This is a genomic window from Chryseobacterium camelliae, from assembly GCF_030818575.1.
Classification (GTDB): domain Bacteria; phylum Bacteroidota; class Bacteroidia; order Flavobacteriales; family Weeksellaceae; genus Chryseobacterium; species Chryseobacterium camelliae_A.
Genome location: NZ_JAUTAL010000001.1, coordinates 810,329 through 827,447 on the forward strand (window position 1 = coordinate 810,329; position 17,119 = coordinate 827,447).

General features: G+C 40.8%; 16 protein-coding genes. 6 read left to right on the forward strand and 10 right to left on the reverse strand.

From position 1 onward, the window contains the following. Positions 1-15: 15 nt before the first annotated feature. Positions 16-1,422, forward strand: coding sequence for a T9SS type A sorting domain-containing protein (locus tag QE404_RS03700; RefSeq protein WP_307446645.1), 1,407 nt, complete (start codon positions 16-18; stop codon positions 1,420-1,422). 25 nt (positions 1,423-1,447) lie between these two features. Here QE404_RS03700 and QE404_RS03705 read toward each other — a convergent pair whose 3' ends face one another. Further along, complete coding sequence (locus tag QE404_RS03705) at positions 1,448-2,476, reverse strand: cytochrome d ubiquinol oxidase subunit II (RefSeq protein ID WP_307446647.1); 1,029 nt, start codon at positions 2,474-2,476, stop codon at positions 1,448-1,450. Then, positions 2,473-3,819, reverse strand: a complete 1,347-nt coding sequence (locus QE404_RS03710; RefSeq protein WP_307446650.1) for a cytochrome ubiquinol oxidase subunit I — start codon at positions 3,817-3,819, stop codon at positions 2,473-2,475. Before QE404_RS03710 ends, QE404_RS03705 begins: the two co-directional genes overlap by 4 nt. A gap of 295 nt (positions 3,820-4,114) precedes the next feature. On the opposite strand from QE404_RS03710, the gene gyrB reads away from it, so the two are divergent. From gyrB to QE404_RS03735, 5 genes are all read left to right on the forward strand, one after another. Next, positions 4,115-6,049, forward strand: coding sequence for a DNA topoisomerase (ATP-hydrolyzing) subunit B (gene gyrB, locus QE404_RS03715; protein ID WP_307446654.1), 1,935 nt, complete (start codon positions 4,115-4,117; stop codon positions 6,047-6,049). Between the two features lie 114 nt (positions 6,050-6,163). Then, complete coding sequence (locus tag QE404_RS03720) at positions 6,164-8,056, forward strand: DUF3857 domain-containing protein (protein ID WP_307446656.1); 1,893 nt, start codon at positions 6,164-6,166, stop codon at positions 8,054-8,056. A 2-nt stretch (positions 8,057-8,058) separates the two neighbouring features. Then, positions 8,059-9,996, forward strand: coding sequence for a transglutaminase-like domain-containing protein (locus QE404_RS03725; RefSeq protein WP_307446659.1), 1,938 nt, complete (start codon positions 8,059-8,061; stop codon positions 9,994-9,996). 111 nt (positions 9,997-10,107) lie between these two features. Then, positions 10,108-10,932, forward strand: coding sequence for a DUF3298 and DUF4163 domain-containing protein (locus tag QE404_RS03730; RefSeq protein ID WP_307446660.1), 825 nt, complete (start codon positions 10,108-10,110; stop codon positions 10,930-10,932). A gap of 44 nt (positions 10,933-10,976) precedes the next feature. After that, complete coding sequence (locus QE404_RS03735) at positions 10,977-11,828, forward strand: diacylglycerol/lipid kinase family protein (protein WP_307446663.1); 852 nt, start codon at positions 10,977-10,979, stop codon at positions 11,826-11,828. A 2-nt stretch (positions 11,829-11,830) separates the two neighbouring features. Here the strand turns inward: QE404_RS03735 and QE404_RS03740 are convergent, their stop codons facing one another. The 8 genes from QE404_RS03740 to QE404_RS03775 all read right to left on the reverse strand — a co-directional run bounded on the left by QE404_RS03740 (position 11,831) and on the right by QE404_RS03775 (position 16,964). Further along, on the reverse strand, positions 11,831-12,238 hold the full coding sequence (locus tag QE404_RS03740; protein WP_307446666.1) for a VOC family protein: 408 nt from the start codon (positions 12,236-12,238) through the stop codon (positions 11,831-11,833). A gap of 479 nt (positions 12,239-12,717) precedes the next feature. Then, the gene (tsaA, locus tag QE404_RS03745) at positions 12,718-13,176 is read right to left on the reverse strand and encodes a tRNA (N6-threonylcarbamoyladenosine(37)-N6)-methyltransferase TrmO (protein WP_307446667.1); all 459 of its coding nucleotides are present in this window, start codon (positions 13,174-13,176) and stop codon (positions 12,718-12,720) included. A gap of 88 nt (positions 13,177-13,264) precedes the next feature. Then, complete coding sequence (locus QE404_RS03750) at positions 13,265-13,393, reverse strand: hypothetical protein (protein ID WP_307446670.1); 129 nt, start codon at positions 13,391-13,393, stop codon at positions 13,265-13,267. Between the two features lie 231 nt (positions 13,394-13,624). Further along, entirely contained in the window at positions 13,625-14,071 is a 447-nt protein-coding gene (locus QE404_RS03755) for a GNAT family N-acetyltransferase (protein WP_307446673.1), read from the reverse strand. A 14-nt stretch (positions 14,072-14,085) separates the two neighbouring features. Then, positions 14,086-15,366, reverse strand: coding sequence for a dicarboxylate/amino acid:cation symporter (locus QE404_RS03760; protein WP_307446676.1), 1,281 nt, complete (start codon positions 15,364-15,366; stop codon positions 14,086-14,088). Between the two features lie 232 nt (positions 15,367-15,598). After that, on the reverse strand, positions 15,599-15,916 hold the full coding sequence (locus QE404_RS03765) for a helix-turn-helix domain-containing protein (protein ID WP_307446679.1): 318 nt from the start codon (positions 15,914-15,916) through the stop codon (positions 15,599-15,601). A 198-nt stretch (positions 15,917-16,114) separates the two neighbouring features. Then, entirely contained in the window at positions 16,115-16,327 is a 213-nt protein-coding gene (locus QE404_RS03770; RefSeq protein WP_307446683.1) for a hypothetical protein, read from the reverse strand. Positions 16,328-16,511: 184 nt separating this feature from the next. Beyond that, entirely contained in the window at positions 16,512-16,964 is a 453-nt protein-coding gene (locus QE404_RS03775; RefSeq protein ID WP_307446686.1) for a transposase, read from the reverse strand. Positions 16,965-17,119: the final 155 nt, after the last annotated feature.

Genomic DNA, 17,119 nt, shown 5'->3' on the forward strand with positions numbered 1-17,119 from the left:
TAAAAAACACAATCAATGAAAAAAACATTTACCTTTTTGGTATTGGCTTTTTCTATAGCTAATGCCCAGATTACCATTACTAAAGACACTTCATTCGGAAACAACGGAACCGTAAGCGGTTTAGGATCTTCTTCACCCAATGACTGGTTGTTATTGATTCCACGCATTCACTCCACCTTTCAGGGAAACAAAATTTTTGTCAGCTACCATGCGGACAACAGTTCTTTCACCCAGTTTACCAGACTGAATACAGACGGTTCTCCCGATACAACATTCGGCACCAATGGAAATGTGGTGATTCCGGTGTTTGAAGCCTATTATTTTTATGCCAATAATGATTTTTTCTATACCACCGGAAACCAGAAATACCTTTCCACTGGCCAGGAAGATACCGGATTTTCTAATGTGGACATGCAGAATACGGACTGGAATTACAAAATTGTATTTCCGGATGGTAAGATTTTCTTTCGAGGGGATAATGCATTCAGTAAATTCCTTCCAAGCGGCAACCCTGATACTTCTTACGGGACTAACGGTTCTGTAAATACTGATGCTTCAGTTGCCGGAGATCCCAGCGGAAATAGCCATTATGAATTCTTTTTCAATAAAGACCAGGCCGTGTATGAATTTATATCTCCATCAGCGGGGCTGTCCAATATCCGGAAAGTAAGTGTGGCTACCGGTAATTTGGATGCTTCGTATGGACAGGGCGGCTATGCTCAGGTAAGAAATTTGGTTCTTCCGGTATCTGCCGCTTATGCAACCAGCGTAAGGACAGCTCTGGCTGATGGCTCTTTTATCAATAAATTTACCGGTAGCAACAATCTGTACTTTACAAAGACAGACGGCCAGGGAATGCTTGACCAGACTGTGGGAGGCAGTGGTGTGATTACCACGGATAAATCATTTCTGTACAACGGGACTTCTTACTCGGCACAGGATACCGAACCTCTCGTATACAATGATGTGATTCTGGTTCCTGCGGAAACTTATTCCCAGGATCTGGGAATTGCCTGCTATTCTTTGAATGGCGGTAATCTGACCGTCAATAACAGTACCTTTTATCCTCTGCCAGGCACTTCATATACAACGCTGAGGTTTATGTTTGTACAAGATAATTTCCTCTACGTGATGCATGACAACAATATTTCAAGGTATATTATTCAAAAACCCGTATTATCTGTAAAGGAACGGACAGATCAGAAAGATGCCATAAGATTTGAAAATCCTTTTAATGAACAATTGATCCTGTTGTCTGATGCGGATATCAGAGAAGTGGAAATCCTGGATGAAAGCGGAAAAATCGTCCTGACAGGAAAAGGTTCAAAACTAAATACCTCATCTCTGCTTAAAGGCAACTACCTCATCAGAATAATTTCAGCATCCGGTAAAGGAACAGTGAAAAAAGGAATTAAAAACTAACACATGATATAGACTAAAAAAACCGTCATCGCGACGGTTTTTTCAGTAAAGATCTTCTTTGTTTGCTGAATGAAACCATCAGGTAGAACAGGAACGGAAGGATAAAAACAGAGCCTAAGATTAAAGCCCATCCCAATGCATTGATGGTTTTAGGGGCGGCCACATGTTCTAGCAGGGAGAGATGCTGGCCATTCCCGAACAGGATGATATTCGGATTATGCTGATATGTGGCAGCTACCAGGATCATAATGATCTGGAATCCTGCAAGAGCTCTTACAGAAAGCAGTTTTCCGGTATGCATCGCTCTTAGGATCAGTCCTAGGCACACCGTTGCAAAAACGGTAGCCATGATTCCCAAAGGTTTGGAGAACACCCACATTACCAAAGGAATATCGGAAATGTATGCTGTTATAAAAACCAAAATCCCTGTGATGACTACAAACACCATGGTCTGTTTTGATTTTTTGATCATCAGCTTCAGTTCCATACGGTCTATCGCTTCCCGGAGGGCAAATACCGAAGCAACATAGGCGCAGATGGCAATCGTAAAAAGGCCTACAGCCACGCCGAACCAGTTCAGCCAGCTGAAAATATAGAGTTTCAGGAAGCTGTTCGCGTCCGGATGAATGGATCTTGAAATGGTTGCAGCAGCGATTAGTCCTAAAAAAAACGGCGTTAATAAGCTGGAGAGATAAAAAATCTGGGTATATACTTTCTGCCACTGGTCTTTCACGGCATCATAATGCCTGAACGTAAAGGATGTTCCTCTGGCGATGATGCCAATCAGCATCAGGACCAGCGGAATATGAAGATAGGTGGACAGTGTAGTATAGACTTCAGGAAAACCAACAAAAAGAATAACGATGGCAATAATCAGCCACATATGATTGGCCTCCCACACCGGGGCGATTGATTCGTACATCATGATCTGTGTCTTGTGGCGGTTCTTTTTTTTGGTGAACATTTCCACAATTCCTGCCCCGAAATCAGCTCCCCCTAAAATTACATAGAGGCAGATGGACAGCCAGAGAAAACCTATGACAACATAAATCATAATTTTTTGTTTTTAATAGTGTTGAACTGAGGATCGGTAGGGTCATATAATTTAGGTACCATCTTAATCTGCCTAGTCAGCAGGAATGCCATTACAAAAGACAGGGAAACGAATATGGCGGTGAAGAAGTAGAATGAATACTGTATTCCTGGCATGGGTGTTACTGCATCCACTGTTCTCATAATTCCGTAGATGATCCACGGCTGACGTCCGACTTCGGTTACCGTCCAGCCCGCTTCCAGTGCCATATACCCGAAAGGCGTGGCAATCAGGAATGTTTTCAGGAACCAGGTTTTATTCAGCCACTCTTTCTTAAAAAAGCTCGCATACAGGTATATCATTCCGATAATGATCATCACTACGCCAAAAAAGATCATGATCTGAAAAGCATAATGGACAACGGCTACCGGTGGCCATTCATCCCTTGGGAAGTCTTTCAGTCCTTTTACTTCAGCGTTAAAATCACTGGCTACCAGAAAACTGAGCATTTTGGGGATCTTAATCGCATAATTCAGTTCTGCCTTTCGCTGATTCGGAACTCCGCCGATCACGAAAGCAGCTCCTTTTTCCGTCTCAAAATGTGCCTCCATAGCAGCAAGCTTGATGGGTTGCCTTTCAGCAACGGATTTTGCTGCAGTATCACCCGTTAGAGGTGCTCCGAAGGCTCCGATCATGGCAAAACCGGCAGCAATCCTGAACGCTTTGGTATGGAATTCAACGTTTTTCCTGCGCATGATCAGGAAAGCATGTACTCCCGCTACGGCAAAACCGGTAGCACAGAAGGCAGCGACTGTCATATGAAGTGCCTGTGAAAACCAGGCATCGTTGAACATGGCTTTTATAGGATCTATATTCAGGTATTGTCCGTTGATGTAATCAAATCCGGAAGGGGAGTTCATCCAGGCATTGGCAGCAACCACCAGAATACCGGATGCCAGTCCGCTGATGCCTACAAGAAATCCGCAGAACCAGTGGAACCATTTGTTGAAGCGGTCCCATCCGTAGAGGAAAAAGCCTATGGCAATGGCTTCAATAAAAAAAGCGGTTCCTTCCAGGGAAAACGGCATCCCGAAGATAGGTCCTGCATGCTTCATGAATTGGGGCCATAAAAGGCCGAGCTCAAAAGACAGCATGGTCCCGGATACCGCTCCGGTAGCAAAAAGGATGGCTACCCCTTTGCTCCAGGCTTTGGTAAGACCTTTGTAAATTTCGTTGCCCGTTTTCAGGTATTTCCAGTGTGCGAATGCCATTAAAAACGGCATTACCATCCCGACACATGAAAAGATAATGTGAAAACCCAAGGACATGGCCATCTGGGCGCGGGCAGCAATAAAATCATCCATACGCTCAACTTTTAAGTACTCAATTTACGGATAAATTATAAGAGGGGATATGATATAAGACAGCAAGAGTTTTCAAAATCTGTCTTACCTTTGAATTCTTATGCCTTTAAAAGCATATCCGGTGCAGGAGTATCCGTGTTCCTGTGTTTAGCGGAAAATGCATTCATCCTTCCTTATTACAGTGAATAATTCTGTTTCTTTCCTCCTGTTTTTTGACACTTTTTAACTTTCATACCTCGAAAAAAATCACGATATTTGTGGGTCTTTGCACTTAGCAGGATTTTTAATATTTTATATGAGTCAGAAACAATATACAGCTAGTAGTATTCAGGCATTGGAAGGAATGGAGCACGTACGTATGCGTCCTTCCATGTACATTGGTGATGTAGGCGTAAGAGGCCTCCACCATTTGGTTTATGAAGTAGTGGATAACTCTATTGATGAGGCTTTGGCAGGGTACTGCGATACGATCTTCGTCAGCATCAAGGAAGGGAACGGGATTGAGGTAAGCGATAACGGTAGAGGTATTCCGGTTGACTTCCATGAAAAGGAACAGAAATCCGCTCTTGAGGTTGTAATGACAAAAATTGGGGCCGGAGGTAAGTTCGATAAAGATTCTTACAAAGTTTCAGGAGGTCTTCACGGGGTTGGAGTATCGTGTGTGAATGCGCTTTCCAACGAAATGGTGACTACCGTTTACCGTGACGGCAATATCTATCAGCAGATTTATTCCAGAGGAAAAGCCCAAACCGGTGTTGAGGAAATAGGACACAGCGACAAGAGAGGAACTAAGCAGTTTTTCCAGCCGGATGATTCCATTTTTACCGAATTGGTGTACAACTATGATACGCTGGCAAGCCGTTTAAGAGAACTTTCTTATCTTAATAAAGGAATTACCATTACATTAACAGATGAAAGGGAACAACTGGAAGACGGATCTTTCCGTACAGAAGTGTTCCATTCTGAAGGAGGATTAAAGGAATTTGTTGCCTATATCGACGGAAACCGTGAATCCATCATGGAAAATGTCATCTTTATGGAAGGTGAGCGTGACGATATCCCGGTTGAAGTAGCGATGCGTTACAACACTTCTTTCAATGAAAACCTGCACTCGTATGTTAATAATATCAATACGCACGAAGGAGGAACGCACCTGGCAGGGTTCAGAAGGGCACTCACCCGGACACTTAAAAAGTATGCCGATGACCTTGGGATTCCGCAGAAGGAAAAAGTGGACATCACCGGTGATGACTTCAGAGAAGGATTGACCGCCGTGGTTTCCGTGAAAGTAATGGAACCTCAGTTTGAAGGACAGACCAAAACCAAACTTGGAAACTCTGAAGTTTCAGGAGCTGTAGATAAAATCGTAGGGGAAATGCTGTCTAACTTCCTGGAAGAAAACCCTACGGAAGCCAAGCAGATCGTACAAAAGGTAGTACTGGCAGCCAAGGCAAGACAGGCCGCAAAAAAAGCCCGTGAAATGGTCCAAAGAAAATCCCCGATGGGAGGTTCCGGACTTCCGGGTAAGCTTTCCGACTGTTCTTCCAAAGATCCTGCCATATCTGAACTTTTCCTGGTAGAGGGTGATTCCGCAGGTGGAACCGCTAAACAAGGGAGAGACAGGCACTTCCAGGCTATCCTTCCTTTAAGGGGTAAGATCCTGAATGTGGAGAAGTCAATGCTTCATAAAGTATATGATAATGAAGAAATCAAGAATATCTATACCGCTCTAGGTGTTTCCGTAGGAACTGAAGAAGACAGCAAAGCGCTGAATATGGCCAAATTAAGATATCACAAAATTGTCATCATGACCGATGCCGATATCGATGGTTCCCACATCTCCACGCTGATCCTTACATTCTTCTTCAGGTATATGAAGGAACTTATTGAGAACGGATACATCTATATCGCTCAGCCGCCTTTGTATCTCCTCAAGAAAGGGAATAAAAAGATATATGCATATAATGAAAAGGAGCGTGAAGAATTCACTCTGGAAATGTCTCCGGACGGAAAAGGAGTGGAAGTTCAGCGTTACAAAGGTCTTGGAGAGATGAATCCTGAGCAGCTTTGGGAAACCACACTGAATCCTGAACACAGGATCCTGAAGCAGGTAACCATTGATAATGCCGTAGAGGCTGACAGTATCTTCTCTATGCTGATGGGAGATGAAGTTCCGCCAAGAAGGGAATTCATTGAGAAAAATGCCAAATATGCCAATATTGATGCCTAATCGATAGCAAAACATAATGTATAAAAGCCTCTTTAACGGAGGCTTTTTTTTATGATTAAAAATTAATTTTCCAATTTCTCAGTATTTCATTACTTTTGGAAAATTTTAGTAACTATGATGAAAATATTTTGTATAGGAGCCCTCTCTATTGCTTCTTTACATTTTGCTCAGAATTATCCCGCTTCGGCCATCCCTGAACCCTTAAAAAAGAACGCAAACCTGGTCATCCGGAAAGACCTGACCACCCTCCAGATCAACAGCGTAGATGAAATACGGTACCAGTACCAGAAAGTAAGAACCGTGATGAATAAGGACGGTAAAGATCAGGCGACTCCCGTTATCAACTATCAGAAAGGAGACCAGATTTCAGATGTAAAAGTGACCATCTATGATGAAGCCGGCAAGAAAATCAAATCATTCTCCAAATCAGACTTTGGTGATTTTGCCAATACTCCGGATGGCATATTCTATTCGGATGACCGTTTTATGGCGCTATCCTATATTCCAACACAATATCCTTACACCATAGAATTTTCTTATCAGCTTAAAGATAAGAATACGGTCTTCATTCCGGATTTTGTACCGTTTTCTACAACCAACACATCGGTTGAAAGCAAGGAGCTGAGAGTCATTAACAATTCAGGAATAGAGCTTAAAACCAAAACTTATCCTTCAAAATACAATTATGCTGAGGTTGCTGAAAACGGCAGTAGTGCGGATAAACTCTATTCCTATAAAGATATTCCTGCGGTTGACGGTACTTTTTTAATGCCTCAGCCGGATAAAATCCTGCCTAAAGTAAGCTTTGCATTAACGAAGTTCAACCTGATGGGCAAGCAGGGGAGTATCAGCAGCTGGAAGGATTTCGGTGCCTGGTACTATAGCAGTATTTTGCAGCCCGTATCTACCGTGACCCCTACAGTTAAAGCCGAAGTAGCGGCACTGCATTTACAGGGGTCTACAGAAGAGAAAGTCAAGAAGCTGTACCAGTATATGCAGTCTAAGACCAGGTATATTGCGGTAGCTTTAGGAATTGGAGGATGGCAGCCGATGCAGCCGGAGGAAGTATCCAAAAAAGGCTATGGAGACTGTAAGGGGCTTACAAACTACATGAAAGTATTGCTGGAGGAAGCAGGAATTCCTTCTTATTACTGTGTGATCAACTCAGGGGATTCACAGCTTACTTTCGATCCGGACTTCCCGAAAATGGGCGGAAATCATGTGATACTCATGGTTCCTACAGAAAAGGGGAGCATTTGGCTGGAAAATACGAGCCAGATGATGGCATTCAACCATTTAAGCACTTTCACCACAGACAGGAATGTGCTCTCGATCCGAAAAGACGGCATAGAACTGATCAATACTCCCGTATATCCGCCGGAGCAGAATAATGAAAAGCAGATCCTGAAAGTAAGGATCAACGAAGACAACAGTATCAGCGGCGAAGGCCAGTTCTCCTATACCGGAAATCAATATGATTATAACGTAGCTTTTACAGGCCTTTCACCGAAAGAACGGAATGAAGCCATCAGGGAAAGGCTGAATATTCTGAATTTTGATAAGATCGAGATGAAAAACGTCATTAATGACAGGGACAATGCCGTTGCCAAGTATGAACTGGACTTCAAAGCCGGGAATTATGCTAAAACTGCAGGAAACAGCATGCTGTTCAGGGCTGTCCCTATCTTTACCAATGTTATTTATAAAACGGATGAGTCGAGGACGCTTCCTTTTGAGCTCCAGCAGTCATTCCAGGATGATTATGAGATCACATTTACTGTTCCTGCCCATTATAAGCTGGATGAGGTTCCTGAGAATGTCAGTTTCAGTTCTGAATTCGGAAGCTACCAGCTGAATTTTGTCCGCAACGGGGAGGAGCTGAAAGTTGTGCGGAGTATCAGGATCAACAAAGGTATTTATCCGAAAGAAAAATACAATGAGTACATCAACTTCAGGAAGAAGACATTAAAAAATGATAATTCAAAAATTTTAATTTCAAAAATATAACCATGAAAAAAATATTGTGGGCAGCAGTAGGCTCCCTTGCCATCACTTTCGTCAAGGCTCAAAAACATGAGTTCCTCGATCCTCCGAAGTTTAATGATGCTGATCTTTCCAAACCCAAATCCCTGCTGGATGAGAATGCTCCGGCGGAAGTGCTGTACCGTTCAGCACATTATAAGATGGATTCCCGTACCGGATATCTTTCCAAAAGCTATTTTTACCGGGTGAAGATCTATCAGAAAGATAAGGCTGAAGACTGGCTGAATCTTGAAATTCCTTTGTATCATAGTGATGGCGGAAACCAGGAAACCATCAGCAAGATCAAAGCATTCACCTATAATCTGGACAACGGGGTAAAAGTAGAGACCAAGGTGGAGAACAATTCCAAATATAAAAGCAAGGAAAATAAGAATGTTACGGTAACAAAATTCGCATTTCCTAATGTCAAGGACGGCTCCATAATCGAATACCAATATACAGTAGAATCTCCTTTCAGCTATTCCATTCCTGAATTCCTCATTGAGATGGATACGCCATCCATCTATACGGAATATGTACTGGACAATCCTATCAATATGTCCTATAATGTAAATTATACCGGGTCGTTAAATCCAAAATACAGGGAAATTGCAGATAAAAACCTGTATGGGATGGATTATAAGACGTACCGTTTTGCCTACGAAAACCTTAAGCCTTTCAAGGTTGAAAAATTCGTTAAAAACGACCGTAATTACAGAACAAAAGTAAGTGCAGAGCTGCATTCCACCAATTTCAGTGAGCTTAAACTCTATTCCTCATCATGGGACCAGATCAGGAAGAGGCTGTACGAAGATGAAGACTTCGGAGGAGAACTGAAAAAAAACAGGTTGGCCAAAGATAATATGCCTGCCGCCATTGCAGGAATGAAAAATGACCTGGACAAGGCGAATGCCATATTCAACTATGTACAGAAAGCCTTTACCTGGAACAACAACCGTGGAATTTATACAGAAGACGGAATAAGAAAAATGCTGGAAACCAAGACCGGTAATGCAGCGGAAATCAATCTGTTCCTGGTAATGTTGCTGCGTGAAGCGGGTATCAAAGCTGATCCTGTACTGATTTCTACCATCAATAACGGCATGATTAACCTGGTTTCTCCCAATGTAGCCAATCTGAACCTGGTGATTGCTGCTATTGAGGTCAACGGTGAACTGCATATTTATGATGCGACCACCAAACAGTCTTCCGTAGACCAGCTTCCGCCAAGAGACTGGAACCAATATGGCATCCTCATGGCTAAAGAAAATGTAAAGCAGATCCAGATGGTAAACGGTAAACCGAGTTTTAATTACCTGACCACAACTGCTAAAATAAACCCGGATGGAAGCATTTCCGGTACTTATACTGACAGGGATACAGGAACTTACGCGATGTATGCCAAAGAAAACTACGATGATAACCAGGAAAATTACAAAAAGCAGTACAAAGAGAACTTTGCACTCGACTTTACCGGCATTACCTCCAAAGTATTGGATAATGGCGATTTTGAAAGCAGCATGAGCTTTTCATCCGAAAACCTGATTGACAAAGTAGGGAAGAAAATCATCATCAATCCAATGCTGTTCCTGAATAAAAACTCAAATGAGTTTGACCAGACTGATGAAAGAAAGTACCAGATTGATTTCATTTCCCCATTCACCAAGGTGAAAAAGATCACACTGGAAATCCCTGAAGGCTACGCTATAGAAGAAATGCCTAAAAGCAAAAAAATCGTCACTCAGGATAAAGAAATAGAGTACAGCTATTCTGCAGAGCAAAACGGCAATATGCTGGAGGTAACCTCTGTAATGACTGTTAAGAGTGCAGATTATCCTAAGGAATATTACCCTGCCTTTAAACAGATCTGGGGAACAGCCTCCAAAAGCGAAAACCAGGTGATCAGCCTGATCAGGAAATCATAATGAGTTAAACTGCTGACGCTAAGATTTACCTGATATAAAAAAAGCTTTCAGATTATGTTAAAAACCATTCATTTTTGAATGGTTTTTGCATACGTACCTAAAATAAGAATTATGAAAAATCTGCTGGCAGCTGCAGCATTGGCTGCTCTCTTTACTATTTCGGCCTGTAAGAAAAATGAAAAATCAGGCATAGCCTCTGCAACGGAGATTTCCAGACCTGAACCTTTCAGGGTAGATTCCGTAGCCATCAATGATTCCGTAAAGATTGCGGATTCCCTTACCGTACAGTATTCTGCCAGGCTGCTGGTATTTCCTTCCCTACAGGATAAGACCTTGCTCGACAGCATTTATTTCGACAGAAAGGGACTGGAGGATTTTTCTAAAAAAGGCATTCAGTCTTATCTTGAAAAGGGTAAGGATGATTATTTCAACAAAATAAGAAAAGAGAGCAAAGATTACCTGTCGGACATAGATTTCGGGCAAAAATGGTATCTTGATACGGCTATGCGACTGAAATCCCGCACCAATGATTTTATGCATATCCAGTATACCTGGGGTTCATATGAAGGCGGAGCCCATAGCAATTATGGTTTTTTTGAACGTGTTTTCGACCTTAAAAACAATAAAAAACTGGAACTGAAAGATATTACCACCATGCCGGTCAGCAGCCTTCAAGCATTGCTGATCAAAAATATCGATAAGATCAGCAGCGGAAGCACAGACAACAATGGACAGATAAACAATTCCGAAATGCTTCTGGTAGACGTGATCCCGGCAACGGATAATTTTTATTTTGATGATAAAAACCTGTATTTCCATTACAGCCCGTACGAAATTGCAGCTTTCGCAGCCGGTGATATAACGATTCCGGTTTCCTGGCAGGAACTGGATAAAACCCTTACGCCCGCGTTCCGGGAAAGAATGAAATTTAAATAATATTTAATGCTTCCTTTACGGAAGCATTTTTTATTTTTGTGATAATGAACAATGTCGCATTCATCATCAATCCTTTTTCAGCCAAAGGAAATTACCAGCCGTTTCTCAATGCGCTGAAATCAAAGATTAAAGACCCTTTATATTACATTTCAGATTCTATTGCCGGAACCCATGATTTCATACAGGAACATTTTAGCCATGTGGATATTTTTGTTGCAGTAGGAGGGGACGGAACGATTTCTACGGTGGCGCAGTATCTGATCGGGACTTCCAAAATTCTGGCGATCTTTCCTGCAGGTTCGGGAAATGGATTTTCAAATGAAAACAATTTCAGCAAGAACCTGGATGAGCTGGTCAGTAAATTGCAGTCTGGAAAATCAAGAAAAATAGATACCTTTACCGTAAATGGCAAACTTTCTATCAATGTTTCCGGTACCGGTTTCGATGGTAAAGTCGTAAAAGAATTTGAAAAGACAGACCGCGGATTCAAAAACTACATCAAAGTTTCCTTTAAAACATTCTTTAATTATAAACCCATCAAGGTTAAATTCCTTGATGAAAAGTATCATCAGTATAACGGGAAATACCTGATGCTGAATATCGCCAATACCCGGCAGTTCGGCAATAACGCCTACATCGCCCCGAAAGCCAGTAAAAGTGACGGTCTGGTCGATATGGTTTTGGTCAAAAAATTTCCTTTGACATATTCCGCGTTGTTTGCATTCCGGATGTTTACAAAACGGCTGAAAGATGATGATTACGTCACCTATCTTCCGGTTTCAGAAATAGAGTTTAAAGTAAATACCAAAAATTGGCATCTTGACGGGGAATTCAACAAAATAAAATCTCCGATACATGTCAAAGTCCAGCCGGCCAGCCTGAATATCCTGATCTGAGATTATAATGCCTGATGAATGGCAATGCGGTTTCCTTCGCTATCTTCAAATTCTGCGACTGCAAAACCATGTTTTTCATTAAGGGTTTTAGGATAAAGGATTTTTCCTCCTTTCTCCAGGACTTTTTCTAATGTGAGATCAATGTCCTGGGTCCTGAAATAAAGGATAACACCTTTTTGGGTCGGCTGGTAGACATCGCCTTTTGCCAGCGCCCCGGAAATCCCGCTTCCGGTTTCTTCAAAAGGGAACAGCAGCATTTCATAATCATCAATAATTTCTTTTTCAAACCTGAAGCCAAATACATGGCTGTAAAACTTTTGGGCCCTTTCCAGATCTGTGACAGGAATTTCAAAGTAGACCACAGGATTGTTTTCTTTCATGATCTTATTGGTGTTTTGTGTACAGGACATAAGCAAGATACAAATCACGTATAACAGCTTCCTGATGTATTGATGCATTTCAACAGTAATTAATTAGACTTCCAGTTTTTCCTCAATCTTATGAGGGTTATTAAGGCAGTACTGCAACTGCTCTCTATCCAGCTGCTTCCCAGTTGGCCACCACAACCATCGCTACTGAATTTCCGATCACATTCGTCAGCGCTCTGCATTCGCTCATGAATCTATCAATACCAAGCATTAGGTCAGTCCATTTTATGGTTTTGGTCAAAAATTTCTTTTGACATATTCCGCGTTATTTGTATTCCGGATATTACCTAACAATCTCAGGGATGATGATGACATCACCTATATTCCAGTTTCTGAGATTTGAATTTAAGGTGAATACCAAAAACTGGAATCTTGACGGGGAATTTAACAAAATGAAATTACCGATTCATATGAAAGTACAGCCGTTAATTTTAAATATTTTAATATAGTTTTTTGCCGGACTATTTCCAGTAGTTTTTCATAAGATCCGCTACCCATATAGGCTGTTTGATCTCTGTTTTTGGCTGGAATTCCTTAAATACAGGTTTAATATCAAGTACAGGCGTTCCGTTAATAGCATCAAGAAACTTTACTTTGATGGTTCTATTATTGTGTTCCAGTAATTCCACTGTTGCAAGCCCTATTGTGTTCGGTCTATCCTTTTTACGCTGCCCGAAAATACCTGTCATCGGATAATTTACATTACCTCTCGGATGGCCTGAAAAAACGATATCTTCTTTTTCTACCTTATCAAAATAATAAATAATTTCCAGATGGGAAAAGCTTGAAATGTTGTTAAAAGCTTCTGTAGGAATATGGTCTGCCAATTCAATTTCTGCAATGATGGTTTCCCAATTGTCGTCGATTGGTTCCGTCCTGAAATTTTTTACCGTTGCTACAGGCTGAAGTGTAATTTCCATATATGATTTGATTATTAATATTTTATATTGATTTTTAGATTTCCAGTTTTTTCTCAACTTAACGCGGGTGATCCAGGCAGTATAGAAGTTATTCCTTAGCCAGCTGCTGCTTCCAGTTGGCAACCACAACATTAGCTGCGGAATTTCCGATCACATTCGTCAGCGCTCTGCATTTGCTCGTAAATTTATCAATACCAAGCATGGGGGGGCGTTCCATTTTATGGTTTTGGTCAAAAATTTCCTTTGACATATTCCGCATTACTTGCATTCCGGATGTTACCTAACAAGCTCAGTGATTATCATTCCCCCACCTATATTCCCGTTTTTGAGATTGAATTTAAGATAAATACCAAAAACTGAAATTTGAACCGGGAATTTAATAAGATAAAATCTCCCACTCATCTAAAGGTACAGCCTTCTAGCCTTACTACCCTTAATTTAACATGAATTATTTGCTGTAAACATTTTTGTTATGCAGTTCCATCCATTTGCTAGGATCCGCAATATCGGTCCATCCAAATTGTCGGTAAAGTCCATGTGCATCTCCGGTGAGCAAAATCCATCGTCTTAAACCCTGTAAATCCGGATGGTTCATAATGGTTTCCATCAACCATTTAGAAAGTCCGTTTCCGCGGTATTCCTCTAAAATGTAGACGTCCCCTAAATAAGCAATAGTGGAAAAATCAGAGATAATCCTGGCAAAACCTATTTGTTTTTCGTTCAGGTAAACTCCGAAACAAAGGGAGTTTTGTATGGCGGCCAGTACTGTTTCTTTAGGAATATTCAGGCACCAGTATGCCTTCGTTGAAAGGAAGCCGTGTATATCATCAATATCCAGTCTTGTTTTATCTGTAGAAATGCAGAATTGGTCTTTATACAGCGTTATGTGTTCCATTTCTCAGTACCTATTTAAATTTCAATTTTCTTTTCAGCCTCATTCGGATGGTCTAAAGCGAAATGCAGCTGCTCCTTATCCAGCTGCTTCTCCCAATTGGCGACAACTACAGTAGCTACGGAATTTCCGATCACATTCGTCAAAGCCCTGCATTCACTCATAAATTTATCAATACCCAGGATCAGGGTCATTCCCGCGAGCGGAATTTCAGGGACAACAGCCAGCGTTGCCGCTAAAGTGACAAATCCGGCTCCCGTTACTCCTGCCGCACCTTTTGAACTGAGCATGGCAACAAGAAGAAGAAGCAATTGTTTTTCCAGCGGCAGGTGGATGTTCAGTGCCTGGGCAATGAACAGGGAAGCTAACGTCATGTATATATTGGTGCCGTCCAGATTGAATGAATAACCTGTAGGAACTACGAGTCCTACAATGGCTTTTGAACAGCCAGCCTTTTCCAGTTTCTCCATGATTCCCGGTAAAGCGGATTCCGAGGAGCTGGTTCCCAATACCAGTAAAAGCTCCTCTTTAAGGTAATACATCAGCTTGAAGATGTTGAAGCCGTTATAGAGCGCAACAGAACCCAGAACAATCACCACAAACAGGATGGAAGTAATATAAAACGTTCCAACCAGGAAAATAAGGTTCAGTACTGAATGTAGCCCGTATTTTCCGATGGTAAAGGCCATTGCCCCGAAAGCCCCGACAGGCGCCAGTTTCATCAGCATGTGCACAATTTTGAAGACCGGGGCAGAAAGATCCTGCAGGAATTCAGTTACTTTAGCACTTTTTTCTTTCGTAAGGACCAGGGTAACGCCCATTAGAACGGCTACCAAAAGTACCTGTAATATGTTTTCACCAACCAAAGGACTGAACAGGGTTTCAGGAATGATATTCATGATGAAGCCTGTGAGAGTAGATTCGTGCGCTTTCTGCTGGTACTGGGTAACGTCTCCGGAAAGTGTGGCTGGGTTAACGTTCAGCCCATGCCCGGGCTGCAAAAGATTGCCTACAATAAGTCCGATAATCAGCGCAAGCGTTGAGAAGGTAATGAAATAGATCATCGCCTTCATGGCAATTCTGCCTACTTTCTTAAGATCGGTCATATGCGCAATCCCCAGGGTAAGCGTAATGAAAATCACCGGAGCAATAATCATTTTTACCAGCCGGATAAATCCGTCGCCTAAAGGCTTCATTTTTTCACCCAGTTCCGGATAAAACCTTCCTAAAAGAATTCCTGCAATAATGGCGACAATAACCTGAAAATAGATCTGCCGGTAAATTTTTTTTGCTTTCAATGAAACCGAATTTAGTACCGAAAAATAAGAAAATTTATGGGATTGATGATAACAGTCATGAAATATTTGTTTTGTTTCGATCGTACGGAAATTAATAATTGCACCGATTGGATTAAGATCGTAATATATAGCTTCTTTGATTTCAATAAGATTAAAATACAATCCGTTTATATTAAACTTTATTAGATTCTCTGCTTATAATAAATGTGTGAAAGATTTTTAAAAATACAGATCACTGAAACAGCTTTTTCCATTTGGCTACGGTATTTCTGCTTAAATTAAAATGTCTGGCCAGTTCATTATTGTTAAGTCCGTTCTTCTTTTGATAGTCCAAGATTTTCAGTATCGTAGATTTGTCATAGGATTTATAGCGCTGATTAGACTGTCCCATTGAAATATTATCTATTCCGAATATTTTCTTTTGTAGATCGATGATATCAATTGTGCTTAGTTTCGATTTGTCAAGTATGCTCCTGCAGATTTCCTGCTTATCGGGAATCTTCATGGTAATCATATCGGCATAAATTTTTTTATAGTTTGGATGCTTCATAGATAATTGTTTTTAATAGTATTAAATGTAATGCTTGATAGCAAGGGAGCTGATTATGATGAGAATATCTGGATTCAAGTGTAAGTATTCTTATCCGGCAATAGTATCTGGTGATGCCGGAAGCATTCATTGAATGTATTAGGCCTTCCAAGTGTGATATTAAGTTGTGTAAATACTCCTGTATAACAGAGATGAAAATCAACCCACCCTGTGAATGCTGTCACTAATCCCGGCTTCGTTAAATCCAATACAAATCCTCTGAGTGAAAAAAAACATTCTTCTTATCGTATAAACCATATTCTCATCCAGGTCAATCGTATAATTCTCACCTAGAATTTTAGTGATTTCTGCTTTTTTTTTACCGATGAGCACTATATTTTGTGGAGTTTTATTTTTTCTTTTATTCTTCATCGTCATTATATTATGTTACACTCATTTTAATACATTAGATTAATCTTGTTGAAATATTCTTTATGGTGAATATAATTCTTGCAAGATGTAAACATTTTTTGTCTATTTTCTTGATTGTATGATCTGTTAAATGTGCAGACATAAGCTGAAATTTGAATAAATTTATATACGCTTATTTTATACATCATTGTTTTTTTTCTTTTTTCCCCTCTGTTGTACTGTATTTTTGCAGCCATTTATATAAAGTTGTTTTAGGAATGTTATAATCACTTATGATTTCTGTTTTGGTTTTCTGGCCGGTAAGGATAAGCTCTAAAATAAATTCGATGACTTCCTGGGTATAAATGCTCTTACTGAAGGAAGGCAATGCTGATTTACCGGTTTTTTTCTTGCTGTATTTCTCGTGATTAATAGGAGCGTAAAGGATCAAATGCTGAGTGTAGATTCTGAAAAAATCGTATTCTAGAAGCTTGCACCATTTCATAATCACATCCGGGTATAGGATTTCAGCTTCATACATTTCAGCGATTTCCTTTTCAGTGCAGTCGAAGAATTTACAGATCCGCATATGTTCGATTTCGGTTTCGTATACCCGCTGTTTGATCAGTTCTCCGATGTGTATTTTTTTGAAATTCATTATCTTTTATGTTTTTATTTTAAAATATCGGTTTCAGCCCGCTTTTCGCATCGTTATGATTTAACAATTTGCATTGAAATAGGTTCTGTATTTAATTGAAGGCATTGGGATATTTCTATCCCGCTTTCTGCAACCTTCTCTCTCATCATTTGTTT

Coding starts and splice junctions, on each gene's coding strand:
- QE404_RS03700 (WP_307446645.1), top strand. CDS start 16: ATGAAAAAAACATTTACCTTTTTGGTATTGGCTTTTTCTATAGCTAAT.
- QE404_RS03705 (WP_307446647.1), bottom strand. CDS start 2,476: ATGATTTATGTTGTCATAGGTTTTCTCTGGCTGTCCATCTGCCTCTAT.
- QE404_RS03710 (WP_307446650.1), bottom strand. CDS start 3,819: ATGGATGATTTTATTGCTGCCCGCGCCCAGATGGCCATGTCCTTGGGT.
- gyrB (WP_307446654.1), top strand. CDS start 4,115: ATGAGTCAGAAACAATATACAGCTAGTAGTATTCAGGCATTGGAAGGA.
- QE404_RS03720 (WP_307446656.1), top strand. CDS start 6,164: ATGATGAAAATATTTTGTATAGGAGCCCTCTCTATTGCTTCTTTACAT.
- QE404_RS03725 (WP_307446659.1), top strand. CDS start 8,059: ATGAAAAAAATATTGTGGGCAGCAGTAGGCTCCCTTGCCATCACTTTC.
- QE404_RS03730 (WP_307446660.1), top strand. CDS start 10,108: ATGAAAAATCTGCTGGCAGCTGCAGCATTGGCTGCTCTCTTTACTATT.
- QE404_RS03735 (WP_307446663.1), top strand. CDS start 10,977: ATGAACAATGTCGCATTCATCATCAATCCTTTTTCAGCCAAAGGAAAT.
- QE404_RS03740 (WP_307446666.1), bottom strand. CDS start 12,238: ATGTCCTGTACACAAAACACCAATAAGATCATGAAAGAAAACAATCCT.
- tsaA (WP_307446667.1), bottom strand. CDS start 13,176: ATGGAAATTACACTTCAGCCTGTAGCAACGGTAAAAAATTTCAGGACG.
- QE404_RS03750 (WP_307446670.1), bottom strand. CDS start 13,393: ATGGAACGCCCCCCCATGCTTGGTATTGATAAATTTACGAGCAAATGC.
- QE404_RS03755 (WP_307446673.1), bottom strand. CDS start 14,071: ATGGAACACATAACGCTGTATAAAGACCAATTCTGCATTTCTACAGAT.
- QE404_RS03765 (WP_307446679.1), bottom strand. CDS start 15,916: ATGAAGCATCCAAACTATAAAAAAATTTATGCCGATATGATTACCATG.
- QE404_RS03770 (WP_307446683.1), bottom strand. CDS start 16,327: ATGAAGAATAAAAGAAAAAATAAAACTCCACAAAATATAGTGCTCATC.
- QE404_RS03775 (WP_307446686.1), bottom strand. CDS start 16,964: ATGAATTTCAAAAAAATACACATCGGAGAACTGATCAAACAGCGGGTA.